The organism is Streptomyces aquilus, assembly GCF_003955715.1.
GTDB classification, from domain to species: domain Bacteria; phylum Actinomycetota; class Actinomycetes; order Streptomycetales; family Streptomycetaceae; genus Streptomyces; species Streptomyces aquilus.
The window spans coordinates 1,738,746-1,761,589 of sequence record NZ_CP034463.1 but is presented as its reverse complement, the minus strand read 5'-3'; the positions used below and the strand labels follow the sequence as shown (position 1 = coordinate 1,761,589).

General features: G+C 71.9%; 23 protein-coding genes. 12 read left to right on the top strand and 11 right to left on the bottom strand.

What is annotated here, in order from left to right; translation table 11 throughout:
* The first annotated feature begins 51 nt into the window (after nucleotides 1-51).
* Nucleotides 52-1,476, top strand: coding sequence for a cation:dicarboxylate symporter family transporter (locus EJC51_RS08100; protein ID WP_126270434.1), 1,425 nt, complete (start codon nucleotides 52-54; stop codon nucleotides 1,474-1,476).
* A 53-nt stretch (nucleotides 1,477-1,529) separates the two neighbouring features.
* Here the strand turns inward: EJC51_RS08100 and EJC51_RS08095 are convergent, their stop codons facing one another.
* Entirely contained in the window at nucleotides 1,530-1,988 is a 459-nt protein-coding gene (locus EJC51_RS08095) for a MarR family winged helix-turn-helix transcriptional regulator (protein ID WP_126276873.1), read from the bottom strand.
* A gap of 158 nt (nucleotides 1,989-2,146) precedes the next feature.
* Between EJC51_RS08095 and EJC51_RS08090 the strand changes: the two genes are divergently transcribed.
* Together EJC51_RS08090 and mltG are read left to right on the top strand one after the other, a co-directional pair.
* Nucleotides 2,147-3,955, top strand: a complete 1,809-nt coding sequence (locus tag EJC51_RS08090; RefSeq protein WP_126276872.1) for an ABC transporter ATP-binding protein — start codon at nucleotides 2,147-2,149, stop codon at nucleotides 3,953-3,955.
* A gap of 43 nt (nucleotides 3,956-3,998) precedes the next feature.
* Nucleotides 3,999-4,841, top strand: coding sequence for an endolytic transglycosylase MltG (gene mltG / locus EJC51_RS08085; RefSeq protein WP_126270433.1), 843 nt, complete (start codon nucleotides 3,999-4,001; stop codon nucleotides 4,839-4,841).
* Nucleotides 4,842-4,853: 12 nt separating this feature from the next.
* Here the strand turns inward: mltG and EJC51_RS08080 are convergent, their stop codons facing one another.
* The 5 genes from EJC51_RS08080 to EJC51_RS49545 form a co-directional block, all read right to left on the bottom strand.
* Complete coding sequence (locus EJC51_RS08080) at nucleotides 4,854-5,921, bottom strand: NAD(P)-binding domain-containing protein (RefSeq protein ID WP_126270432.1); 1,068 nt, start codon at nucleotides 5,919-5,921, stop codon at nucleotides 4,854-4,856.
* 39 nt (nucleotides 5,922-5,960) lie between these two features.
* Nucleotides 5,961-6,980: an ABC transporter substrate-binding protein gene (locus EJC51_RS08075; protein WP_126270431.1), complete on the bottom strand. Its 1,020-nt coding sequence runs from the start codon at nucleotides 6,978-6,980 to the stop codon at nucleotides 5,961-5,963.
* Between the two features lie 28 nt (nucleotides 6,981-7,008).
* Nucleotides 7,009-7,749, bottom strand: coding sequence for an ABC transporter ATP-binding protein (locus EJC51_RS08070; protein WP_126270430.1), 741 nt, complete (start codon nucleotides 7,747-7,749; stop codon nucleotides 7,009-7,011).
* Entirely contained in the window at nucleotides 7,722-8,597 is an 876-nt protein-coding gene (locus tag EJC51_RS08065) for an ABC transporter permease (RefSeq protein ID WP_126270429.1), read from the bottom strand. Before EJC51_RS08065 ends, EJC51_RS08070 begins: the two co-directional genes overlap by 28 nt.
* Before the next feature lie 145 nt (nucleotides 8,598-8,742).
* Complete coding sequence (locus EJC51_RS49545) at nucleotides 8,743-8,826, bottom strand: putative leader peptide (RefSeq protein WP_351373514.1); 84 nt, start codon at nucleotides 8,824-8,826, stop codon at nucleotides 8,743-8,745.
* Nucleotides 8,827-8,948: 122 nt separating this feature from the next.
* Between EJC51_RS49545 and EJC51_RS08060 the strand changes: the two genes are divergently transcribed.
* From EJC51_RS08060 to EJC51_RS08050, 3 genes are all read left to right on the top strand, one after another.
* Nucleotides 8,949-9,377: a YjbQ family protein gene (locus tag EJC51_RS08060; RefSeq protein ID WP_126270428.1), complete on the top strand. Its 429-nt coding sequence runs from the start codon at nucleotides 8,949-8,951 to the stop codon at nucleotides 9,375-9,377.
* Between the two features lie 81 nt (nucleotides 9,378-9,458).
* On the top strand, nucleotides 9,459-10,064 hold the full coding sequence (locus tag EJC51_RS08055; protein WP_126270427.1) for a TetR/AcrR family transcriptional regulator: 606 nt from the start codon (nucleotides 9,459-9,461) through the stop codon (nucleotides 10,062-10,064).
* A gap of 26 nt (nucleotides 10,065-10,090) precedes the next feature.
* The gene (locus tag EJC51_RS08050; protein WP_244362560.1) at nucleotides 10,091-11,056 is read left to right on the top strand and encodes a DMT family transporter; all 966 of its coding nucleotides are present in this window, start codon (nucleotides 10,091-10,093) and stop codon (nucleotides 11,054-11,056) included.
* Here the strand turns inward: EJC51_RS08050 and EJC51_RS08045 are convergent.
* Entirely contained in the window at nucleotides 11,050-11,934 is an 885-nt protein-coding gene (locus EJC51_RS08045; protein WP_126270426.1) for a S1 family peptidase, read from the bottom strand. The two genes, EJC51_RS08050 and EJC51_RS08045, sit on opposite strands and share 7 nt — an antisense overlap.
* Nucleotides 11,935-12,136: 202 nt before the next feature.
* On the opposite strand from EJC51_RS08045, the gene EJC51_RS08040 reads away from it, so the two are divergent.
* On the top strand, nucleotides 12,137-13,861 hold the full coding sequence (locus EJC51_RS08040) for a SulP family inorganic anion transporter (protein ID WP_126270425.1): 1,725 nt from the start codon (nucleotides 12,137-12,139) through the stop codon (nucleotides 13,859-13,861).
* Between the two features lie 135 nt (nucleotides 13,862-13,996).
* Nucleotides 13,997-14,347 carry an ArsR/SmtB family transcription factor gene (locus EJC51_RS08035; protein WP_126276870.1) on the top strand — a complete coding sequence of 117 codons (351 nt, stop codon included), beginning with the start codon at nucleotides 13,997-13,999 and terminating at the stop codon, nucleotides 14,345-14,347.
* A gap of 23 nt (nucleotides 14,348-14,370) precedes the next feature.
* Here the strand turns inward: EJC51_RS08035 and EJC51_RS08030 are convergent, their stop codons facing one another.
* Nucleotides 14,371-15,117, bottom strand: coding sequence for a DUF3152 domain-containing protein (locus tag EJC51_RS08030; protein WP_425276838.1), 747 nt, complete (start codon nucleotides 15,115-15,117; stop codon nucleotides 14,371-14,373).
* Nucleotides 15,118-15,308: 191 nt separating this feature from the next.
* Between EJC51_RS08030 and EJC51_RS08025 the strand changes: the two genes are divergently transcribed.
* Genes EJC51_RS08025 through EJC51_RS08015 form a run of 3 tightly spaced genes read left to right on the top strand, consistent with a single transcriptional unit; the run spans nucleotide 15,309 to nucleotide 18,123 of the window.
* Nucleotides 15,309-16,001: a response regulator transcription factor gene (locus EJC51_RS08025; protein WP_126270423.1), complete on the top strand. Its 693-nt coding sequence runs from the start codon at nucleotides 15,309-15,311 to the stop codon at nucleotides 15,999-16,001.
* The gene (locus tag EJC51_RS08020; protein ID WP_244362558.1) at nucleotides 15,998-17,467 is read left to right on the top strand and encodes an ATP-binding protein; all 1,470 of its coding nucleotides are present in this window, start codon (nucleotides 15,998-16,000) and stop codon (nucleotides 17,465-17,467) included. Before EJC51_RS08025 ends, EJC51_RS08020 begins: the two co-directional genes overlap by 4 nt.
* Complete coding sequence (locus tag EJC51_RS08015; protein WP_126270421.1) at nucleotides 17,464-18,123, top strand: hypothetical protein; 660 nt, start codon at nucleotides 17,464-17,466, stop codon at nucleotides 18,121-18,123. The genes EJC51_RS08020 and EJC51_RS08015 overlap by 4 nt, the downstream gene beginning before the upstream one ends.
* Before the next feature lies 1 nt (nucleotide 18,124).
* Here EJC51_RS08015 and EJC51_RS08010 read toward each other — a convergent pair whose 3' ends face one another.
* The 3 genes from EJC51_RS08010 to EJC51_RS08000 form a co-directional block, all read right to left on the bottom strand.
* A complete protein-coding gene (locus tag EJC51_RS08010) occupies nucleotides 18,125-19,507 on the bottom strand; it encodes an alpha/beta hydrolase family protein (RefSeq protein WP_126270420.1) in 1,383 nt (460 codons plus the stop codon).
* A complete protein-coding gene (locus EJC51_RS08005; protein ID WP_126270419.1) occupies nucleotides 19,504-20,856 on the bottom strand; it encodes an MFS transporter in 1,353 nt (450 codons plus the stop codon). The genes EJC51_RS08010 and EJC51_RS08005 overlap by 4 nt, the downstream gene beginning before the upstream one ends.
* 178 nt (nucleotides 20,857-21,034) lie before the next feature.
* On the bottom strand, nucleotides 21,035-21,805 hold the full coding sequence (locus EJC51_RS08000; RefSeq protein WP_126270418.1) for an SDR family oxidoreductase: 771 nt from the start codon (nucleotides 21,803-21,805) through the stop codon (nucleotides 21,035-21,037).
* A 192-nt stretch (nucleotides 21,806-21,997) separates the two neighbouring features.
* Here EJC51_RS08000 and EJC51_RS07995 point away from each other — a divergent pair, with 192 nt between their 5' ends.
* Nucleotides 21,998-22,837 carry a helix-turn-helix transcriptional regulator gene (locus EJC51_RS07995; protein WP_126270417.1) on the top strand — a complete coding sequence of 280 codons (840 nt, stop codon included), beginning with the start codon at nucleotides 21,998-22,000 and terminating at the stop codon, nucleotides 22,835-22,837.
* The last annotated feature ends 7 nt before the right edge of the window (nucleotides 22,838-22,844 follow it).

The window sequence follows — 22,844 nt, the reverse complement described above, 5'->3', positions numbered from 1 at the left end:
GAAGTTCTCCCCCTGGACTTCCGCGCGCCAACGTCCCCACAAGGAGTGCCCGTGCCGCCGTCCGTCCCGTCCCTGCCGCGACGCGTCGCACACATACTGCGTACCTCTCTGTTCGCACAGGTCCTCTGTGCGCTCGTCCTCGGCATCGTTGTCGGCAAGCTCTGGCCCGACTTCGCCTCCGACCTCCAGCCGCTCGGCGACGGCTTCACCCGGCTCATCAAGACGATCATCTCCCCGCTCGTGTTCTGCGTGGTCGTCGTCGGGATCGCCAAGGCCGGTGACCTCAAGGCGTTCGGCCGGATCGGGCTCAAGGCCCTGATCTGGTTCGAGGTCGCGAGCACGCTCGCGCTGGTCATCGGCCTGCTCGCCGCCAACGTCGTCCAGCCGGGCTCCGGCATGCACGTCGACCCGTCGACGCTGGACGCCTCCGCGGTCGACGCGAAGACCGGCGGGGGCTCGCTGCCCTCGACGACCGAGTTCATCGTCAACGCCATCCCGACCAGTTTCATCGGGGCCTTCGCGGAGAACAGCCTCCTCCAGGTCCTCATCCTGGCCTGCCTCGTGGGCGCCGCGCTGCTCCACCTCGGCCACACCAAGGTGCCGCAGGTGCTGCCCGCCGTCGAGCAGGCCCAGGAGATCATCTTCGCGGTCGTCGGCTTCATCATGCGGCTCGCCCCGATCGCGGTGTTCGGCGCGATGGCCGTCCTCATCGGGCAGTACGGGCTCGGCGTCATCGAGACCTACGCCAAGCTGATCGTCCTGTGCTACGCGGCCGCGGCGTTCTTCATCGCGCTCCTCGCCGTCGCCCTGCGCCTGGTCACCGGGCTCAGCCTCTGGAAGTTCCTGCGCTACATCCGCGCCGAGATGCTGCTCGCGCTCGGCACCGCGTCCACCGAGTCGGTCATGCCGCGGGTCATGCAGAAGCTGCGCAAGGCGGGCGCCCGTGACGACGCCGTGGGCCTGGTGCTGCCGACCGGCTACTCCTTCAACCTCGACGGCGCCTCGCTCTACCTGTCCATCGGCACGCTGTTCATCGCCCAGGCGGTCGGCGTCGACCTCAGCCTCGGCCAGCAGATCACCGTGATCCTCGTGCTGATGCTCACCAGCAAGGGCATGGCCGGTATCCCCGGCTCGGCCTTCCTCGCCCTGTCCGCGACCGCGTCCTCGCTGGGCGCGATCCCGGCCGGCGCGGTGGCGCTGCTGCTGGGCGTGGACCGGATCATGGACTCGATGCGCGTCGTGACGAACCTGCTCGGCAACTGCGTCGCCGTGTTCGCGGTGTCCCGGTGGGAGGGGGCGCTGGACCTGGAGAAGGCGAAGAAGGTGCTCGACGGCGAGACCGAGGAGGCCACCGCGGAGGTCCTGGACGGCGAGACCGAGGAGGCCACCGCGGAGGTGCTGGAGGGCGAGACCGAGGAGGCCACCGCGGAGGTGCCTGCCCGGCAAACCAAGGAGACGGTGACCGAGGCCAGTTGACCCCGGCCATCGGAAAGGGCCGCGGCGATCAGCCGCGGCCCTTCTTCATGCCCTCAACAGCGTTTCCCCGCCTCGGGAACATCTCCGTCCACCAGCGTGTCCAGCAGCCCGCCCAGCACCCGCCGCTGCTCCTCCGTCAACGGCGCCAGGATCTCCGCCGCCGCCGACCGCCGTGCCCCGCGCAGCTTGCTCAGCGCCTGTCGTCCGTCGTCCGTGAGCTCGATCCGGATGACCCGCCGGTTCGTCGGATCGGGCACCCGCCGCACCTTGCCGCCCGCCTCCAGCCCGTCGACCAGCGTGGTCACCGCGCGCGGGACGACCTCCAGCCGCTCGGCGAGATCGGCCATGCGCGGCGGCGAGCCGTAGTGCGCGAGGGTGCGCAGCAGCCGTGACTGCGCGGGCGTGACGCCCAGGCCGCTCTGCTCGATGTGCCGCTTCTGGATGCGGTGCACACGCCGCGTGAACCGGAGCAGCTGCTCGGCGAGCAGGCCGTCGGAATCGGGGGTGGGCACCGGCGCGGGGGCGGTCACGGAAGCGGGGTCGCTCATACGGGAACAATAACAGGACTATGTGCATTGTGAGCATAGGTAACAATGAGCTATGGTCCGTAAGTCCCTCATGACGAGCCTCCGGAAGGAGGTCCCTCATGACAAGCCTCCTGAAGGAGCCCATGCACCCCGACAACGCCCCCAAGTGGACGCCGCTCGGCGACTCCGAATCAAAGGAGCAGCCCCGCCAGGTCCGCCGCATCCTGAAACTCTTCCGCCCCTACCGCAGCCGCCTCGCCGTCGTCGGCCTCCTGGTCGGCGCCGCCTCGCTGGTCTCCGTCGCCACCCCCTTCATGCTGAAGGAGGTGCTGGACGTCGCGATCCCCGAGGGCCGTACCGGGCTGCTCAGCCTCCTGGCCCTCGGCATGATCCTCAGCGCCGTCCTGACCAGCGTCTTCGGCGTTTTGCAGACCCTGATCTCCACCACGGTCGGTCAGCGCGTCATGCACGACCTGCGCACCGCCGTCTACGACCGTCTCCAGCGCATGTCGCTCGCGTTCTTCACACGCACGCGCACCGGCGAGGTCCAGTCCCGCATCGCCAACGACATCGGCGGCATGCAGGCCACCGTCACCTCCACCGCGACCTCCCTGGTCTCCAACGCCACCAGCGTCGTCGCCACGATCGTCGCGATGGTCGCCCTCGACTGGCGCCTGACCGTCGTCTCGCTGCTCCTGCTCCCCGTCTTCGTGTGGATCAGCCGCCGGGTCGGCAACGAACGCAAGAAGATCACCACCCAGCGCCAGAAGCAGATGGCCGCGATGGCCGCCACGGTCACCGAGTCCCTCTCGGTCAGCGGCATCCTCCTCGGCCGCACCATGGGACGCTCCGACTCGCTGACCCAGTCCTTCTCGGAGGAGTCCGAGCGCCTGGTCGACCTCGAAGTGCGGTCGAACATGGCGGGCCGCTGGCGCATGGCCGTCATCACGATCGTCATGGCCGCCATGCCCGCCGTCATCTACTGGACCGCGGGACTCGCCCTCCAGATGGGTGGCCCGGACGTCTCGATCGGCACCATCGTCGCCTTCGTCTCGCTCCAGCAGGGCCTGTTCCGCCCGGCGGTCAGCCTGCTCGGCACCGGTGTCCAGATACAGGCCTCCCTCGCCCTGTTCCAGCGCATCTTCGAGTACCTCGACCTGCCGATCGACATCACCGAGCGCGAGAACCCCGTCCACCTGGACACCGTCAAGGGCGAGGTCCGGTTCGAGAACGTCGAGTTCCGCTACGACGAGAAGAGCGCCCCCACTCTCACCGGTGTCGACATCACCGTCCCCGCGGGCGGCAGTCTCGCGGTCGTCGGCCCGACCGGCGCCGGCAAGTCCACACTGGGCCACCTGGTGCCGCGGCTGTACGACGTGACCGGCGGCCGGGTCACCCTGGACGGCGTCGACGTCCGCGACCTCGACTTCGACACGCTCGCCCGCGCGGTCGGCGTCGTCTCCCAGGAGACGTACCTCTTCCACGCCTCGGTCGCCGACAACCTGCGCTTCGCCAAGCCGGACGCCACCGACGAGGAACTGCACGCGGCGGCGAAGGCGGCCCAGATCCACGACCACATCGCGGGCCTGCCCGACGGCTACGACACGATCGTGGGCGAGCGCGGCCACCGCTTCTCGGGCGGCGAGAAGCAGCGGCTGGCCATCGCCCGGACGATCCTGCGCGATCCGCCGGTGCTGATCCTCGACGAGGCGACCAGCGCCCTGGACAACCGCACCGAACGCGCCGTCCAGGAGGCCATCGACGCCCTGTCCGCCAACCGCACCACGCTCACCATCGCGCACCGGCTGTCCACGGTCCGGGGTGCCGACCAGATCGTGGTCCTGGACTCCGGCCGCACCGCCGAGCGCGGCACGCACGAGGAGCTGCTGGAACTGGACGGGCGGTACGCGGCGCTCGTACGCCGGGATGCTCAACTGGAACCGACAAGCTGAAGATATGCCGGGTTTGTAACGATATGGGGGTTACCGTGCCCGCATGTACCAGAACACTCCGTCACGGAGCACGATTCGACTGACGCGCCGGGGCCGACTCGTCCTCATCGCGACCGGGGCCGTCGTGGCCGGCACCGCCGTGGCGGTGCCGCTGCTGAGCCTGGACAGCGACCAGGACACCAGGCCCACCGCGCTGGTGATCCCGGAGGGCTGGCGCTCCGGCCAGGTGTACGACGCCATCGACAAGGCCCTCGCCCGCCCGGCCGGCACCGCCAAGAAGGCGCTGGCCAGGGCCGCGCTGAAGCTGCCGACCGACGCCGAGGGCAACCCGGAGGGCTACCTCTTCCCGGCGACGTACCCGCTGAACGACAAGACGACGCCCGAGTCGCTGCTGTCGTTCATGGTCAACACCGCGAACCAGAAGTTCAACGGGGCGCCGATCGCCGCCGGCGCCCAGCGCAACGCGATGAACGTCTACCAGGCCGTCACCATCGCGAGCATCGTCCAGGCGGAGGCCGCCGCCAAGGCCGACATGGGCAAGGTGGCCCGGGTCATCTTCAACCGCCTGGAACGCGGGATGCCGCTCCAGATGGACTCCACCATCAACTACGTGCTCAACCGCTCCACGCTGAAGACCTCCGACGCCGACACCCGGATCGACAGCCCCTACAACTCGTACCAGCGCATGGGCCTGCCGCCGACCCCGATCGACAACCCGGGCGAGGAGGCGATGCGCGCCGCGATCACCCCGACGCCGGGCGACTGGCTGTACTTCGTCACGGTGAAGCCGGGGGACACCCGCTTCACGGCCAATTACGAGGAACACCTGCGCAATGTGGCCGAGTTCAACGCCAACCAGAAGAAGAGCGCGCAGCCCGCGAAGTGACGTGCCGGGACTTCAGGCGGCGACCGGCTCCCCGGCCAGCAGCCGCCTGATGTCCCGTACGGCCGCCCGCCCCGCGCGGTTGGCGCCGATGGTGCTGGCCGAGGGGCCGTAGCCGACGAGGTGGATCCGCGCGTCGGCGACCGCGCGCGTGCCCTCGACGCGGATCCCGCCACCCGGCTCGCGCAGCTTCAGCGGTGCCAGATGGTCGATGGAGGCACGGAAGCCGGTCGCCCACAGGATCACGTCGGCGTCGACATGCCGGCCGTCGTTCCAGGCCACCCCGTCCGGGGTGATCCGGTCGAACATCGGCTGCCGGTCCAGGACGCCGTCGGCGATGGCCTGCCGGATCGCGTCGTTGAGCGGCAGCCCGGTCACCGACACCACGCTCTTCGGCGGCAGCCCCTGCCGCACCCGCTCCTCCACCATCGCCACGGCCTCCCGGCCGACGTCCTCGGTGAAGGGGCCCTCACGGAAGACGGGCGGCCGCCGGGTCACCCAGGTGGTGGCGGCCGCGTACGGGGCGATCTCCATCAGGTGCTGGGTGCCGGACGCGCCGCCGCCCACCACCACGACCCGCAGCCCCGCGAACTCCCCGGGCCCCGGGTACTGCGCGGTGTGCAACTGCCGCCCCCGGAAGGTCTCCTGGCCCGGATAGCGCGGCCAGAAGGGCCGGTCCCAGGTCCCGGTCGCGTTGATCAGCGCCCGTGTCGCCCAGGTGCCGGCCGAGGTCTCGACGAGCAGCCGCCCGCCCTCGCCCTCCCGGACCGCGTGCACGTCCACGGGCCGCCGCACCCGCAGGTCGAACGTCCGCTCGTAGGCGTCGAAGTACTCGCCGATCACCTCGGAGGACGGCCGCGCGGGATCGGCGTCCGTCAGCTCCATCCCCGGCAGCGAGTGCATCCCGTGCACCTTGCCGTACGTCAGCGAGGGCCACCGGAACTGCCAGGCGCCGCCCGGACCGGGGGAGTGGTCCAGCACGACGAAGTCGCGCTCGGGCCGGAAACCGGTCCGGCGCAGGTGATAGGCGCTGGACAGGCCGGCCTGACCAGCGCCTATGACGACGACCTCAGTGTTGTTCACCTTTCCACTAACCGTGCGGGAGCCCTGGATCTTCCCTGACTAGCCCTCGCCGCGCGCCGGTGTGGTCGACGGCGGCAGGTCGGCGTTGAACCGCGTGTCCACGAAGTCGGCGAAGTCGACCTTCTTCGGGATCAGCTTCAGCTCGGTGAAGGTGTCGGCGATCTCCTGCTCGGAGGCGATCAGCGGCTTGTCGACGGCGACCGAGATCCGGGTGGCGTTGGTCCGCTTCACCGAGGCCAGCGCGACCTCGTAGGGCAGCCCGGTGTCCTTCGCCCAGCCCTTCGCCCACTCCTCCTGGTGGTCGTGCACCCAGGTCGTGGCCCGCCGCAGCCGCTCCAGGTAGTCCTTGATGGCGGCGGCCTTCTTCTTGTCCTTGAGCGCGGAGGGCGCCGCCACCTGGAAGGTGAGCCCGTTGGTGACGCCGTCGCCGGTCGTCAGGATCCGCCCCTGCTTCGCCTGGAGCACCTGCGAGGTGTACGGGTCCCACACCGCCCACGCGTCGACCTTGCCGGACGTGAACGCGGCGAGCGCGTCGGCCGGCTGAAGGTACTTGACCTTCACGTCGTTCAGGCTCAGCCCTGCCGCCTTCAGGGAGGCGACCAGCTGGTAGTTGGCGGACGAACCCTGCGCCACGGCAACGGACCTGCCCTTGAGCTGCTCGGGCTGCGTCAGCTTCGAGTCGTTCGGTACGAGGATGGCGTCGCCCTTGGACGTGCCGTGGAAGGCGGACACCACCGTGATCTTCGAGCCCGCGCCCGCGGCGAACACCGGCGGGGTGTTGCCGACCCCGCCGATGTCGACGGCCTTGGCGTTGACGGCCTCCAGCAGCGGCGGGCCCGAGGTGAACGTGGACCACTTGATCTTGTAGTCGAGGCCCTTGAGCTCCCCGGCGGCCCGCAGGATCGCCTCCGAACCGCCCTTCTGGTCACCGACGTTGAGGGTGAGCGACCCCTGGCCGTCGGTGTCGGAGCCGGTGCCTGCGGTGGCGCTGCCGCCGCAGGCGGTGAGCAGGAGGGCGAGCGGGAGGAGCAGGGCGGCGGGGGCGAGGCGTCGTCGCATGATGGTTCCGTTCTGGGGTGGGGGTGGTTCAGGCGGCTTCGGCGGCGGTGTCGACGCCGAGCCGTTCCAGCAGGCCGGCGCGCAGCTCGGCGAAGCGCGGGTCGGTGAGATCGCGGGGCCGGTCGAGGTCGATGTGCTGCTCGTGGGCGATGACCCCGTCGTCCATCACCAGGACGCGGTCGGCGAGCAGGACGGCCTCCTCGACGTCGTGCGTGACGAGCAGGACCGCGCAGCCGCGCCGCTGCCACAACTCGCCCACCAGCCGCTGGGCCTTGATACGGGTGAGGGCGTCGAGCGCCCCGAACGGCTCGTCGAGCAGCAGGAGATCGGGCTCCCGCACCAACGCCCGCGCCAGGGAGGCGCGTTGGGCCTCGCCGCCGGAGAGGGTCTTGGGCCAGGCGTCCGCGCGGTGACCGAGGCCGACCTCCTCCAGCGCCTGGTCGGCGACGCCGCGTCCCGGCTTGCCGGGCAGGCCCAGCAGGACGTTGCGCCACACCTTCTTCCACGGCATCAGCCGGGGCGACTGGAACGCCACGGCCTTGCGGCGCGGCACCAGCACGGTGCCCTCGATGTCCCGGTCGAGACCGGCCAGGATGCGCAGCAGGGTGGACTTGCCGCAGCCGCTGCGTCCGAGGAGGGCCACGAACTCGCCCTGCCGGACGTCGAGTCGGAGATCGTCGATGACGGCGCGGCCGTCGAAGGAGCGGGTCAGCCCCTCGACGCGCACCGCCGCGTGTCCGGTCACCGGCCGGTGAACGTCGGTCGCCATTGCAGCAGCAGCCTTTCGAGGGAGCGGACGACGAAGTCGGCCAGCAGGCCGAGGAAGGCATAGACGATCAGGCAGACCACGATGACGTCGGTCCGCAGGAAGTCCCGCGCCTGCACCATGAGGAACCCGATCCCGGAGTCCGCGTTGACCTGCTCGGCGAAGACCAGCGCGAGCCAGGCGATGCCGAGGGAGTAACGCAGCCCGGTCAGGGCACCGGGCAGGGCGCCCGGCAGCACGACGTGCCGTACCAGCCCCCACCTGGACAGCCCCAACGACTCACCGGCCTCGATGAGTTGGGAGTCCACACCGCGGATGCCGGCGTAGACGTTGAGGTAGAGCGGGAAGGTCACGCCGAGCGTGATGATGGCGATCTTCGGCGCCTCGCCGATGCCGAACCAGATGATGAACAGCGGGATGAGACCGACGAACGGCACGGTCCGCAGCATCTGGACGGGCGCGTCCACCAGATCCTCGCCGATCCTGAACAGGCCCGAGACCAGGGCGAGTCCGGTGCCGACGAGCGTGCCGAGGAGCAGCCCCGCCGCTACCCGCTGGAGCGAGGTGCCCATGGCCGAGGTCAGCGAGCCGTCGGCGATCAGATCGCGCCCGACCTGGGCGATCCGCCCCGGGGAGGCCAGCACGTCGGAGGCCAGCACGCCGGTGGCGCTGAGGACCTGCCACAGCAGGACCAGGACCACGGGACCGGTCGTGCGACGCAACCAGCGGGGGACGCGGGTACGGCGGGAGGAGGTGGGGACGAGGGGTTCGAGCTCCAACGAGCCGTCCTTGCCGGGTATATCGGAAATATCCGGCTCGGGAGCGCTGGGTGGGGCATGGCTGATGCTCATGAGTGCTCCACGGAGGGGGAGAGCGGGGTGCGCCGGGGCGTCGTCGCGTCAGAAACGCGGTGCACCGGGGTGCCGCCACGTCAGAAACGCGGACGGACAGGGGGTGGCGCGGATGCCAGAAGCGGGGAAGAGGTGGTGAAAGGCGTCAGTGGCCGCGGCGACACGCGGCGGAGGCCACCCGCAGCAGGTCGATGTGACCGCGCGTGGTGAGCAGGACTGAACGCAACATGCCGTCGAACGTAGCCAGATGGCGTGGCCATGGTCAATGGCGTCTCGCGGAATGGACCCGCCGTATCGCGAGGCGGGCGGCGGATCGTCCTCGCGGCCTGACGGATGGGTGACGATGGCGGTATGTCAGACACGTTCACCACCCGAGTACTGAACATCACCTCCGGATCGACCGAGCGCGTGGTCGACCTCACCGGCGACTGCGCGGCCTTCCTGCGCGAGGCCGCCGCCGGACGGGACGGCCTCCTCAACCTCTTCGTCCCGCACGCCACCGCGGGGATCGCGATCATCGAGACGGGCGCCGGCAGCGACGACGACCTGCTCTCCGCCCTGCACACCCTCCTGCCCGCCGACGACCGCTGGCAGCACCGGCACGGCAGCCCCGGCCACGGCCGTGACCACGTCCTCCCGGCCTTCGTGCCGCCGCACGCGACACTGCCGGTGATCGACGGGCGGCTGGAACTCGGGACGTGGCAGTCGGTGTGCCTGGTCGACACCAACAGGGACAACCCGCAGCGCAAGGTGCGCCTCACGTTCCTCGCGGGCTCCTGAGGCGGTCGACACCAGGGCCCCGGCGGCGGCGCCGTCCGCTACAGTCTAGGTAGACCTACCTACCTAGTTTGGAGCCCTGCGATGAGTGAGACCGACGCGGGCGCCGCCGGGAAGCCGCGGCGGCGTCCCGCCCGGGAACGGCTGCTGGCGGCCGCGGCCCGCCGGTTCTACGCCGACGGCGTGGCCGCGACCGGCATCGACACGATCACCGCCGACGCCGGTGTGGCCAAGATGAGCCTGTACAACAACTTCTCCTCCAAGGCCGAACTCGTCCGCGCCTACCTGGACGCCCGGCACGAGGAATGGCTCGGGCTGTACCGGGCGCGTCTGGAGCGGGCCGCCGGGCCGCGCGACGGCGTGCTGGCGGTCTTCGACGCCTACGCCGACCACGCCGCGTTCGCCTACGAGCGCGGCTTCCGCGGCTGCGGTCTGCTCAACGCCGCCGCCGAACTCCCGGCGGGGGACGAGGGCCGAGCCGTGGTCCGTGCCCACAAGGAGCAGGTCGAGCAGCTGATCGCCGGGCACCTGGAGCAGCTGCTGCCCGGTCGCCCCGACACAACCCGCGCCACGGCCGAGCACCTCTCCTTCCTGCTGGAGGGTGCGATGGCCCGGGCCGGCCTGGAAGGCGACGGCGCGCGCCTCCAACACGCCCGCGCCCTCGCGGCGGCCCTGCTGGACCGACTGTGAAGGGCACCGCACCCGGCGGTTCCGCCATGACGGGAGCCCTGTGCGTGCTGGCGGCCTCCGTGCTGTGGGGGACCACCGGCACGGCCGCCACCCTGGCCCCGCAGGTCGGCCCGCTCGCCATCGGCGCCGTCGCGATGGGCCTCGGCGGACTCCTCCAGGCCCTCGTCGCCGCACCGCGGATCGCCCGTGACGCCGGCCGGCTGCGTGCGCGGCGCGGCACGGTCCTGCTCGGCGCCGCCTCGGTGGCGATCTATCCCCTTGCCTTCTACACCTCGATGCACCTGGCCGGAGTCGCCGTCGGCACCGTCGTCTCCATCGGCACCGCCCCGCTGGCCTCGGCCGTCATCGAACGCGCCCTGGACCGCCGCCGGCTCACCCGGCGCTGGCTGCTCGCCGCCGCCCTCGGCCTGCTCGGCACCGCCCTGCTGTGCGTCGCCGAGGCCGCCCATGCCGACGGCGACACGGGCGCGGGGTCCATGGCGGCCACCCTGCTCGGCGTCGGCCTGGGCCTGGTCGCCGCCACGACGTACGCCCTCTACTCCTGGGCCGCGCACCGGCTGATCACCGGTGGCATCCCCTCCCGCGCGGCGATGGGCGCCGTGTTCGGGCTCGGCGGGCTGCTCCTCGTACCCGTCCTGTTGGCGACCGGTGGCGCGCTCGTCGGCTCCTGGTCCAATGCCGCGGTCGGCGGCTACATGGCCGTCGTCCCCATGTTCGCCGGGTACGTGCTGTTCGGTTGGGGGCTGGCGCATGTCCCGGCGAGCACCGCCACGACCCTGTCCCTGCTCGAACCGGCGGTCGCGGCCGTGCTCGCCGTCCTGGTCGTCGGCGAACGCCTCCCGGCCGCCGGCTGGGCCGGGATCGCGTTCGTCATCGCGTGCCTCGCCGTCCTCACCACCCCGGCGCGGACCGTCCGCCGCCGACGTGGCGAGGAAGGGGACGTCGCCCCCGCGCCCGTCGTGGCTCCGCTCGGCGACCGGGGAGCTCAGTAGACCGACAACCCGTAAGCGTTCAGGGCCTCTTGGATCGGCTGGTAATAAGTGGTCCCGCCCGAGGTGCAGTTGCCGGAGCCGCCCGAGAGGATGCCGATGACCTTGTCGCCGGCATAGAGCGGGCCGCCGCTGTCGCCGGGTTCCGCGCAGATGTTGGTCTGGATCAACCCGTAGACCACGTCCCCGCCGCCGTAGTTGACGGTCGCGTTCACTGCCGTGACCCGGCCGCAGTGGACGCCGGTGGTCGCTCCCCGGCGGCAGACGGCCTGGCCGACGTAGGCGGTGGCGGTCCCGGTGATGTCGACGGTGCCGATGGTGCCGGGGTGCGGCACGGCCGCGTTGGTGTAGCGGACGATGCCGAAGTCGTCGCCGGGGAAGCTGGTGGCGGTGGTCGCGCCGATCGCCGTCGTCATGGCGGAGCTGGTGAACCAGGTGCCCGCGCCGTCGGTGCAATGGCCGGCGGTGACGAAGTAATACGTGCTGCCGCTCTGGACGTTGACGCCGGCCGAGCAGCGCCAGGCGGCCGCGTAGATGCCGTCACCGCCCGACACCAGGGTGCGCAGCCGGCCGTCGAGCCGGGTGAGGGTCGCGGCGCCGGTGAAGCGTCCGGTGGTCTGCCGCAGTCTGGCCAGGTCCGTGTCCGAGACCGTGGAGTCGGTGAACACCCGTAACCGTCCGGTGCGTTCGTCCACGGCCCAGCTCGTACCGGCGACCTCCAGGGATGCGACGGCGGCGGCCGCGCCGGTCACCGAGGCGCCGGGCACGGGCGCCGCGGCGGCGCCCGTGCCGGATCCCGTGACGGCGGCGAGGACCAACAGGCCCAGGACCGTGGTGGATAAGCGCGAGCGTCTGAGGGTGGTGCGTCGAGTTCTGAACACCGATGCCTCCGATGAGGACGATGGGGTGGGTGGCTACCCGGACGGGGTGATCGAGAATCCTCCCCCTGCTCGAAGCGCGGGGTGACGTAGCTGGATACGCAATTGCATAATTTCGCAATTCACTAGATGCTGTGCCTTTCGCGTCCACCACCGGGGTGGGGCGCGCGGGAGAAGCCGAGGCATCGTGCACCAGCCACATCTGATGAGGGCGACGGCCCGGGCCGTCCGGGCCCGGATCGGCGCGCTGCTGCCCCGTCGCGACGACTTCGCCGAGATGCGCCGCGATCCGCGGCGGGACCTGCTGGCCGGGTTGACCGTGGCGATCGTGGCGCTGCCGCTGGCCCTCGGTTTCGGGGTCTCCTCGGGCCTGGGCGCGGCGGCGGGGCTGGCGACCGCGGTGGTCGCGGGCGCGCTCGCCGCGGTCTTCGGCGGATCGAATCTGCAGGTGTCGGGTCCGACCGGGGCCATGACCGTGGTCCTCGTCCCGATCGTGGGAGAGTACGGTCCGACGGGAGTCCTCACGGTCGGCGTGATGGCCGGCGTCATGCTGGTCGCCCTGGCCGCGCTGCGGGCCGGCCGGTACATGCAGTACGTGCCCGCCCCCGTCGTCGAGGGCTTCACGCTCGGCATCGCCTGCGTCATCGGCCTCCAGCAGATCCCCAACGCGCTCGGCGTGCCCAAGCCCGAGGGCGACCGGGTGCTGGTGGTGGCCTGGCGGGCGGTCGAGGCGTTCGCGACGTCCCCGAACTGGACCGCGGTCGGATTCGCCGGCGCCGTCGCGGTGGTCATGCTCGTCGGTGCCAGGTGGCGACCCACCGTCCCCTTCTCCCTCCTCGCGGTCGCCGCCGCCACGGTGGTCGCCCAGGCCGCGGGCCTGGACGCGGCGCGGCCGATCGGCGACCTGCCGTCCGGGCTGCCCGCTCCCTCGCTGTCCTTCCTGGAGCTCGGCTCGCTCGGCACGCTGCTCGCCCCGGCCGTGGCGGTCGCGGCGCTGGCGGCCCTGGAGTCCCTGCTGTCCGCCTCGGTGGCGGACGGGATGACGGTGGGTCAGAAGCACGACCCGGACCGGGAACTGTTCGGCCAGGGCCTGGCGAACATCGCCGCCCCGCTGTTCGGAGGCGTCCCGGCGACCGGCGCCATCGCCCGCACCGCCGTCAACGTCCGCACCGGCGCGAGCTCCCGGCTGGCCGCCCTCACCCACGCCGCGATCCTCGCCGTCATCGTCTTCGCGGCGGCACCCCTCGTGTCGAGGATCCCGCTCGCCGCGCTCGCCGGCGTGCTGCTGGCCACCGCGGTCCGCATGGTCGAGACCGGCTCACTGCGGGCCATGGCGAAGGCCACCCGCTCCGACGCGCTGATCCTCGTCCTGACCGCCGCGGCGACCCTGGTCCTGGACCTGGTCTACGCCGTGATCATCGGCCTCGCCGCGGCGGGCGCCCTCGCCCTGCGGGCCGTGGCCAAGCAGGCCCGCTTCGACCAGGTGCCCCTCGACCGGGGCGACCACAGCGCCGAGGAGCACGCCCTGCTGGCCGAGCACATCGTGGCGTACCGCATCGACGGCCCCCTGTTCTTCGCCGCCGCCCACCGCTTCCTGCTGGAGCTGACCGACGTGGCCGACGTCCGGGTCGTCGTCCTGCGCATGTCCCGGGTGTCGACCATGGACGCCACCGGCGCCCTGCTCCTGAAGGACGCGGTGGAGAGGCTGCACCGGCGCGGCATCCTCGTCCTCGCCTCCGGGGTACGCGCCGGCCAGCGCCAGGTCCTCGACTCCACGGGCGCGCTGGCACTGCTGCGGCACGAGGGCCGGGAGTACGCCACGACACCCGAGGCGATCCGCGCCGCCCGCGACCACCTGGAGACGGCCGGACTGCTGCCGGCCCGCGCCGAGGCCCCGTCCCGAACGTCCAGCGAGGAAGCCGCCCGATGAGCACACCGATTCGGTGCTGTCGGGCGTACAGGCGAGGATGGGACGCATGGACGTGACGCGTGGATGGACGCGAGGGGCGGCCGGGGGCCCGCCGAGTTCCGGGCCGTGCTGCCGCACCCGGGAGGCGACGGCAGGGTGAGTACGCCGCTGTACCAACTGAAGGCCGAGTTCTTCAAGACGCTCGGCCACCCGGCCCGCATCCGGGTCCTGGAGCTGCTGAGCGAGCGCGAGCACGCCGTCGCCGAGATGCTGCCCGAGGTGGGCATCGAGCCCGCCCACCTCTCCCAGCAGCTGGCCGTGCTGCGGCGGGCCAACCTGGTCGTCACGCGCAAGGAGGGCTCGACCGTCTACTACTCGCTGACCAGCCCGCACGTCGCGGAGCTCCTCCGCGTGGCCCGCACCATCCTCTCCGGCGTCCTGGCCGGCCAGGCCGAGCTGCTCGCCGACCTGCGGGCGACGCAGGGGGAGGCGAAGCCGCAGGCGTAGAGGGGACCTTGGCGGGCGTGGTGTCACGGAGCGGCGGGGCCGGTGAGGAGCCGGCCCTCGGCGTCGTACGGCCAGACGTTGGGGACGCAGCCGTGCATGCCCTTGATCTGCTGCATCATCGCGGGGGCCGGCTTGCCCTTGCCGGGGCAGGTGACATGGCCGTGGTGGAGGAAGTGGCCCACCTCGTGGTTGATGATCAGCGCACGGTAGGCGGTGACGTCCTTCGCGTAGACGGGGGTCGCCAGGACCCAGCGGTCGAGGTTGACCATGACCTGGTCGTTCGCTGAGCAGTTGTACTTGCCGCCCGTGTCGAGGCCGCTCCGGCCGCAGACCTCGTCGACGGTCGCGGGGGTGGCCAGGCGGACCACGAAGTCGGTGGGGCCGTCGGCGACCCGCTGGAACGCCGAGTGCCCGTCGGCGGTCCAGCCGCGCGGGTCGCCGAGGATGCGGTCCACCGCCTCGGCGACCCCCGCCGCGGACAGGTCGATGTTCTCCTCCACCTCGACCCGGTAGCGATACGGCGTTCCCTTGCCCGCCTTCGCGCTCCCGCCCGGTGCCGTGACGTACGTGCCGGGGCCCTGCCGGGGGAGGGCGGGGGGCTTCGTGGCGCTCGGAGTCGTTCGAGGGCGGGGCGAACCGCTCGGAGTCGGCGTCGGCCTCGGTGACGTGCTTGTGGTCGGTTCCGACAGGGAGTTGTCCGACGACCGCAGGGGAGGGTTCGAGGGCGGCCACGCCACCACCGTGCAGCCGACGGCCCCGAGGACGGTCAACGCGGCCAGGCCGAAGGTCAGTTGGCCTTTACGGCGCCGCCCGGAGGCCCTCCGGCGATGACTGCTGACGGGTTTTCGCTTGTGCTTGGTCACGTCAATCACGTTGTGATCGAAATGTGATCGGACCTGGCCCGGCGGATAACGAAAGGGTAACTCCCGTGGCTGGTGGTGCTCTTGTGGATACTGACCCCATGCCACGTGTGCTGTTGATCGAAGACGACCGTGCCGTCCGTGAGGGCGTCGCCCTGGCGCTGCGCCGCCAGAACCACGATGTCGCCGCCGCTTCGACAGGGGAGGAGGGGCTGGAGCAACTGCGGTCGTTCCGGCCGGACATCGTGGTCCTCGATCTGATGCTGCCCGGCATGACCGGACTCGACGTCTGCCGCGCGATACGCGCCGTCGACCAGGCGCTCCCGATCATCATGGCCACCGCCCGCGGCGACGAGGTGGACATCGTCATCGGTCTTGAGGCGGGGGCCGACGACTACGTCGTCAAACCCGTGACCGCCCGGGTGCTCGACGCCCGTATCCGCGCCGTCCTGCGCCGCTCCGGCGGTGTGCCCGCCGGCGAAGGGCTGCCGAAGATCGACAGCTACGGTGAACTGACCGTCGACCGCGCCGGGTTGACCGTCAGGCTGGGCGGTGAGCCGATCGCGCTCGCCCCCTCCGAACTGCGGCTGCTGCTCACGCTCTCCGCGTCTCCGGGCCAGGTGTTCAGCCGGCAGCAACTGCTGGAGGCGGTCTGGGAGCACGACTACCACGGAGACGCCCGTCTGGTGGACGCCTGCGTCAAGCGGCTGCGCACGAAGATGTCCGAACCGCCCCGCGCACCCCGGTACATCCACACCGTCCGCGGTTTCGGCTACCGCTTCGCAGCCCCGTGAAGCGCCGCCGACTGCGCGGGCTGCGGCCGCGTCTCGTCGTCGCCTTCGGGCTGGTCGCCGGTGTCGCCGCCGCCACGACCGGTGCGCTGACCTTCCGGGAGGCCCGCATCGGGGTCCTCCAGCAGAGCCAGGACGCGGTCATCGGGCAGTTGCGGGCGCAGTTGAACGAGCGCGCCCCCGAACTCCCCTACCCTCCGGGCGAGTCCGCGCTGCAACAGATCGCCACGGACGTCGCCGACGCCGACGCGTCGGGTAGCTGGCGGGTGCTGGTGACCTACCGGGAGCTGCGCGCCTCCTCCGTGCCCGGTGACCGCTTCCCCGAGCTGACGCCCGCCGTCCGTGCGGCCGTCGCCTCCAGCCGGGCCACCGTCTTCCAGCGGGTGGACGAAGGCGGCCGCCCCTCCCTGGTCGTCGGCATGTCGGTCACCTTCGGCGACCCGGACGGGTCCCGGCTGGCCTCCGGGGTGCGGGTGTTCCTGGTCGTGCCGCAGACCACGGAACAGGCCTACGTCGACGCGCTGGTCAGCGCCGTCGAGCGGGCCATGGTGCCGGCCCTGGGCCTCGCCGTGGTGCTCGCGCTGTTCGCCGCCCGGGGCGTGCTCGTGCCGGTACGGGCGCTCCGGCAGGCCACCCGGAGGATGGCCGAGGGACGCCTCGACACCCGGCTCGACGTGCACGGTTCCGACGAACTCGCCGAGCTGTCCCACGCGTTCAACGAGACGGCCGCCGCGCTGGAGACATCGGTGGCGGAGCTGCGTGAGATGGAGGCGCGGGCCCGGCGCTTCGCCGCGGACGTCTCGCACGAGCTGCGCACGCCGCTCGCCGCGATGTCGGCTGTCACGGACGTCCTGGACGAGGACGCCGCCCGGCTGGACTCCGACACGGCCACCGCGGTCCGGCTGATCAGCGAGGAGACCGTCAAACTCACCCGTCTCGTCGACGACTTGATGGAGATATCCAGGTTCGACGCGGGAGCGGCGGTGCTGCACCTCGACGAGATCGACCTCGCCGAGTCGATCCGGCGCACGCTGGCCGCCCGCGGCTGGTCGGACACGGTGGACACACGGTTGCCGCCTCCCGACGCGGCCCGTGGCCGCGTGGACCCGCGCCGCCTCGACGTGGTCGTCGCCAACCTGGTCGGCAACGCGCTCAAGCACGGCGGCGCACCGGTGCGGGTGCGCCTGGACGTGCACGGCTCCGACGGACGCGGCGCGGTCATCGAGGTGCGCGACAGCGGTCCCGGCATCCCGGACGACGTCCTGCCGCATGTCTTCGAGCGGTTCTACAAGTCCGACACCGCCCGCAGCCGCTCCGAGGGCAGCGGCCTCGGTCTGGCGATCACCGCCGAGAACGTCCGCATCCACGGCGGCACCGTCCGCGCGGCGAACCATCCGGCGGGCGGCGCCGTCTTCACCGTGGAACTCCCTTTGCAGCGCGACGAGTCGTCCGAGGAGCACCCGTCATGAACGCCCCACGCCGCCTCGCGCTGCTCGCGCTGCCGGCGCTTCTCGCGCTCGCCTCCTGCGACATCCCCACGACCGGCGTGGTGGAGGCCGGAGAGCCCGCGAGCGGGATCCGGCCGATCACGCCGGTCTACTTCGTGCACGACGGCACGCTCGTCGCGCTCCCGCGCACGACCGCGTGGCCGGGGAACGCCGGGGACGCGGTGCGGCTGCTGCTGCGGGGGCCGACGCCCGGGGAGGCGGGGAAGCGGCTGACCACGGAGATCCGGCGACGCCGGACGACTCCGGCGTCGCCGGCACCGACCGCCGTCGAGCCGGGAGGGCAGCCCGCCGCCGGCGATCCGCCCCAGCCGTCACCGACGGACGCGCCCACCGGTCCGCAAGAGCAGTTGCCGACGGACGTGCCCACCGGCCTGCTGGGGCAGGCGCCGACGGACGAACCCACCGCAGACGTGCGCGGTGACCGGATCACCCTCCGACTGCCGCTCGGCACGGGCCCGTTGAACCGCATCGCGACCCGGCAGGTGATCTGCACGGCGGCGGGCGCCCACCGGGTCACCGCCCCGTCCACCGCCCGGGTCACCGTCGAGATGACCGACGGCAGCGGCTGGCGTGCCACCGGGACCGACGAGGACTGCCCCTCCCTCACCGGCGACTGACCTAGCGACCGTCGCCCGGGTGCGCGAGGTCGTACGGCCGCAGGTACGGCGTCGGGCGGTACGTCACATAGCGGGCCGGAGTCGTGGAATCGGCGGCTGTGGACCGGGAGTTGAGGGAGGCGGCATCCATGGCGGGCCACTTGCCGGCCCCGATGCGGTCCTCCAGCGTGTGCAGGGCGCCGAGTTGCTCGGCCGGGCTGAACGTGCAGTGCCCGGCGTTGTCGACGTAGGCCTGCCGCAGCAGGGCGGACGTTCCGGCGGCGGTGACCGTGCGCTTGAGGGCGCTCTCCGTCTGGACCGGGACGAGGGCGTCGCCGATGGTGTGGATGTCCAGCTGCGGCTTGGTCAGCTTGCCGGTGAAGGCGCTCGTGCCCCGCATCCAGGCGACTGCGGACGGATCGGCGGAGATCCGCGGAGCCTTGTTGAGGGCGGCGAGGTCCTTCCGCAGCGACAGACCGGCCTTCTTGTACAGCTCGGTGACCTCTTTGCGGACGGAGGACTGTCCGAGGAGCCGAGCGTAGTCCACCCCGGTGTTCCAGGACATGTTGCCACCCGCCCGGGTCTCGGCCTCCAGCCGCCAGCTGAACGCGGGGACCTGCACCAGGCCCTTGAGAGCGCTGTACTGGTTGGCCTGCTGGCTGTCCCAGTCGGTGGCGGCGGGCCGGGTCTGGGAGGGGTCGTTCCAGACGGGGATGTTGTGCAGGGCGGCGGCCAGCGCGATCCGGGCCCGCCCCGCGGCCGTGGTCTGCGCCGAATCCACCGCGGCTGTCAGCGTGTTGGCGGCGTTGGTCGCCGCGGCCTGGTCCGGGATGTCGACGAGCGGGATGCCGGAGCCGGGCGCGAGGAGCGTCTTGAGGGCGAAGACCGGGTCGAGGGTGTTGTTCCAGTTGGCGACGCCGCCGTGGACGAGGCCGCACATCGACAGGGAACCGTCGATGCGCCGCGGGGCGCGCTCGGCGAGGGCGGTGGTGACGAGCCCGCCGTACGACTGCCCCCACGCGATGGTCCGGCGGGCCGCTCCGAAGCGGTCGTTGAAGGCGGCGAGGGTGGCGAGCTGGTCCGGCACCGCGTCCGTCACCGCCCAGCCGGTGCTCGCGTAGGAGGAGCCGACGAGGGCGTAACCCTGCCGTAGCAGAAGGGACTTGGTCGGGTCGTTCGGCGCGTTCTGGGCGGGGTTGGGGCCGCCCTTGGCGCGGTAGCCGTGGCTGAAGAGCAGGACGGTGCCGTTCCAGTCGGCGGGCACGTCCATCATGTACGCCGCGCCGGAGGGGAGTTGGCCCTCGATGTGGCTGGTCTCCGTGGTGGCCGCCGCTGCCGTGGCGGGCAGGGCGGCGACGGCGAGCAGGAGTGCCAGTGCGGACGCCGTGCGGGTACGGGTCGTCATGCGGAGATCTCCTCCGTGTGGGGGGTGGTGGGCTGTGCGACGGGCTCGGTGAGGGTCGTGCGGTGGGTCTCGCGGACGAAGCACACGGTCAGCGCGGTGATCGCGGCGCCGCCGCACAGCAGCCAGGCGACCGGCGTGCCGCTGTCGCTGCCCGCCACCAGGCTCCCGGCGATCATGGGGGAGAAGCCGGCGCCGATGAGGGTCGCGCCCTGGTAGCCGAGCGAGGCGCCGGTGTAGCGGACCTTGGTGCCGAACATCTCGGTGAGCAGGGCGCCCAGCGGGCCGTACATCGTGGACTGGGCGATGCCGTGACCGAGGACGACCGCCAGGATCAGCAGCCCCGGCGACTTCGAGTCGACCAGCGAGAGCACGGGGAAGGCGAGCGCGGCCGAGGCGACGGCTCCGGCGAGCACGACCGGGCGGCGGCCGATGCGGTCCGAGAGCGCGGAGGCGCACGGCAGCACCACGAGGGCGACACAGGCGGAGACGGTGAGGGCGTCCAGCACCTGCGGACGGGCGTATCCGATGCCCGTGGCGTACGCGATCAGGTAACTGGTCAGCAGGGACTGGGCGGTGAAGGCGCCGATGCCGACGCAGCAGGCCAGCAGCACCGGGCGCGGGTTGCGCAGCACGTCGAGGATCGGCAGCCGCGACTCGGCGCTGTCCTTCTTCACCTCGGCGAACAGCGGGCTCTCCACCACCTTCAGCCGGACGAACATGCCGACGCCGAGCAGGACGACGCTCAGCAGGAACGGCAGCCGCCAGCCCCAGGCCGCGAACTCGTCCTTCGGCAGCGTCACGACGTACGCCACGACGGCCGTGGAGAGCAGGGAGCCGAGCGGGGCTCCCATCTGCGTGAAGCTGGACCACAGGCCGCGGCGCCGCTCCCCGGCGTGCTCCACGACCATCAGGGTGGCGCCGCCCCACTCGCCGCCGATCGCGACGCCCTGGACGACGCGCAGGGCGATCAGCAGGACCGGCGCCCACACGCCGATCGTGTCGTACGTGGGCAGCAGCCCGATGAGGAAGCTGGCGCCGCCCATCAGGCCCATCGTGAGCAGCAGCATCGACTTGCGGCCGAGCCGGTCGCCGAAGTGGCCGAAGAGGACGCCGCCGAGCGGGCGGGCGACATAACCGGCGGCGAAGGTGCCGAAGGCGGCGATCGTGCCCACGGCCGGGTCGGCGCCCGGGAAGAACAGTTCGCCGAAGACGAGCGCGGCGACGGTGCCGTAGACGAGGAAGTCGTAGAACTCCACAGCCGTGCCGAGCAGCCCGGAGAGGGCCACTCGGCGCAGCTGGCGGGTCCGTTCGGAGGCCGTGGGCGGTGCGGCGACGGGGGACGAGGGCATCGCGGTCTCCCTTGAGAGCGGTCTGCCATGAGAGGGGGTGACCGCTTGGGAGCGGTGACCCTTGAGAGCGGTCTCTCATGAGCGGGGAAGGACACCGCGAAATTAGGCCCTCAGTTAACTGCCGTCAATAAAGTGCACAACATTAGCTCGATGCCTCGCGCGGCCCGCGTCGTGGCGGTCAGTTCGCCTGGCCGGTCGGCATGACCGTGACCTGCTGGACGTTCACCCGCGGCGGCAGCGACGCGATGAACCCGACGGTCTCGGCGATGTCCTGCGGGACGAGCCACTCCATCGACTCGCGGGCCCCGTCCAGCCAGGCGCGGGCGCCCTCGTCGGTGACATGGCCCTGGAGTTCGGTGCCGACGATGCCGGGCTCCAGCGCCGAGACGCGGACGTTCTTCGGGCCCAGCTCGACCCGGAGGTGCCGGGAGAGATGGCTGACGTACGCCTTCGTCGCGGAGTAGACGGCGAAGGTCGGGAAGACGTTCTGGGCCGCGATCGACGAGGTGTTGATCAGGTCGGCCACACCGCGCTCGGCGGCGGACGCCACCAACTGCGGTGTGAAGGCCGCGATGGCGTTCATCAGACCGTTGACGTTGAGGTCGATCTGCTGCCGCCACTGCTCCGTCGCCAACTCCTCGACGGGGGCGGGGAGCATGACGCCGGCGTTGTTGAACAGCAGGTCGGCGCCCCCGAGTTCGGCCGCCACCCGGTCGGCGGCCGCCTGGACCGCCGCCGCGTCGGTGACGTCCACGGAGAGGGCGAGGGCCTGGCCGCCGTTCTTCTCGATCCGGGCGACCAGATCGTCCAGCCGCCCGGCGCGACGCGCCAGCACGGCGACCCGGGCGCCCAGCGCGGCCAGGTGCTCGGCGGTGGCCTCGCCGAGACCGCTGGAAGCGCCGGTGACGACCGCGACACGGCCGGAGAGGGGGAGTGCGGAGGTGGTCATGAGGGATGCCTTCCGGAGTGCGGAACAAGGAGTGGAGAAGCGGGCCGCTGCGGCCCTCATCCAGACAACCGCCCGCCGAGCCCTCGCGGGGCGCCGGAAAGTGCCCTGACCGGGCAGGTATCCGCGAGGCAGGTACCGGCAGGACCACCCACGCCGGGGCAGGTCACCTCCGCCTTCGGCAGACTGGACGGCATGGACGACCGTGGCAGAGAACTCGCCGACTTCCTGCGCTCCCGCAGGGCCCGCCTCACCCCCGACCGGGCCGGGCTGCCCGAGGACGGCCGCGCCCGCCGGGTCCCCGGACTGCGCCGCGACGAGGCGGCCCGCCTGGCCGGGGTGAGCACCGAGTACTACACCCGCCTCGAACAGGGCCGCGCCCAGAACCCCTCACCCGAGGTCGTCGAGGCCCTCGCCCGGGCCCTCCAGCTCGACCTCTCCGAACGCGAGCACCTCACCGACCTGCTGGCCCGCCCGTCCGCACCGCGCCGCGCCCCGGTCGCCCCGCAGCGGGTCCGGCCGGGCCTGCACCTGATGCTCCAGACCCTCGACCACGTGCCCGCGTTCGTCCTGGGCCGCCGCACCGACGTCCTGGCCGCCAACCGCCTCGCCCGCGAGGTCCTCACCGACTTCGAGGCGCTCCCCGCCAACCGCCGCAACCTGGCCCGCTACTACCTCCTCGATCCCGAGGCCCGCACCCGCGTCGGCGACTGGGAGCAGATCGCCACCGACACGGTCGCCGTGCTCCGCCTGGAGGCCGGACGGTACCCGCAGGACCGGCAGTTGGCCGACCTCGTCGGCGAACTCACCCTGAAGTGCCCCGAGTTCAGCGGCTGGTGGAACGACCACCGGGTGCTCCACCGCACCCACGGCACCAAGCACTACCACCACCCCCTCGTCGGCGAACTCCACTTCTCCTACGAGTCCTTCGAACCGCCCGGCGACACCGACCAGACCCTGTGCGTCTACAACGTCGAGCCGGGTTCGGAGACGGCCGCCTCGCTCCGGCTGCTCAGCGCCATGAGCGTGAGCTGAACGGCCC

What these genes read in the sequence shown, in the direction of transcription:
- EJC51_RS08005 (WP_126270419.1), bottom strand. Translation starts at nt 20,856, where the DNA reads ATGCCCTCGTCCCCCGTCGCCGCACCGCCCACGGCCTCCGAACGGACC.
- EJC51_RS08060 (WP_126270428.1), top strand. Translation starts at nt 8,949, where the DNA reads ATGTCAGACACGTTCACCACCCGAGTACTGAACATCACCTCCGGATCG.
- EJC51_RS08065 (WP_126270429.1), bottom strand. Translation starts at nt 8,597, where the DNA reads ATGAGCATCAGCCATGCCCCACCCAGCGCTCCCGAGCCGGATATTTCC.
- EJC51_RS08000 (WP_126270418.1), bottom strand. Translation starts at nt 21,805, where the DNA reads ATGACCACCTCCGCACTCCCCCTCTCCGGCCGTGTCGCGGTCGTCACC.
- EJC51_RS08075 (WP_126270431.1), bottom strand. Translation starts at nt 6,980, where the DNA reads ATGCGACGACGCCTCGCCCCCGCCGCCCTGCTCCTCCCGCTCGCCCTC.
- EJC51_RS08050 (WP_244362560.1), top strand. Translation starts at nt 10,091, where the DNA reads ATGACGGGAGCCCTGTGCGTGCTGGCGGCCTCCGTGCTGTGGGGGACC.
- EJC51_RS08010 (WP_126270420.1), bottom strand. Translation starts at nt 19,507, where the DNA reads ATGACGACCCGTACCCGCACGGCGTCCGCACTGGCACTCCTGCTCGCC.
- EJC51_RS08040 (WP_126270425.1), top strand. Translation starts at nt 12,137, where the DNA reads ATGAGGGCGACGGCCCGGGCCGTCCGGGCCCGGATCGGCGCGCTGCTG.
- EJC51_RS08015 (WP_126270421.1), top strand. Translation starts at nt 17,464, where the DNA reads ATGAACGCCCCACGCCGCCTCGCGCTGCTCGCGCTGCCGGCGCTTCTC.
- EJC51_RS08090 (WP_126276872.1), top strand. Translation starts at nt 2,147, where the DNA reads ATGCACCCCGACAACGCCCCCAAGTGGACGCCGCTCGGCGACTCCGAA.
- EJC51_RS08025 (WP_126270423.1), top strand. Translation starts at nt 15,309, where the DNA reads ATGCCACGTGTGCTGTTGATCGAAGACGACCGTGCCGTCCGTGAGGGC.
- EJC51_RS49545 (WP_351373514.1), bottom strand. Translation starts at nt 8,826, where the DNA reads ATGTTGCGTTCAGTCCTGCTCACCACGCGCGGTCACATCGACCTGCTG.
- EJC51_RS08055 (WP_126270427.1), top strand. Translation starts at nt 9,459, where the DNA reads ATGAGTGAGACCGACGCGGGCGCCGCCGGGAAGCCGCGGCGGCGTCCC.
- EJC51_RS08070 (WP_126270430.1), bottom strand. Translation starts at nt 7,749, where the DNA reads ATGGCGACCGACGTTCACCGGCCGGTGACCGGACACGCGGCGGTGCGC.
- EJC51_RS07995 (WP_126270417.1), top strand. Translation starts at nt 21,998, where the DNA reads ATGGACGACCGTGGCAGAGAACTCGCCGACTTCCTGCGCTCCCGCAGG.
- mltG (WP_126270433.1), top strand. Translation starts at nt 3,999, where the DNA reads ATGTACCAGAACACTCCGTCACGGAGCACGATTCGACTGACGCGCCGG.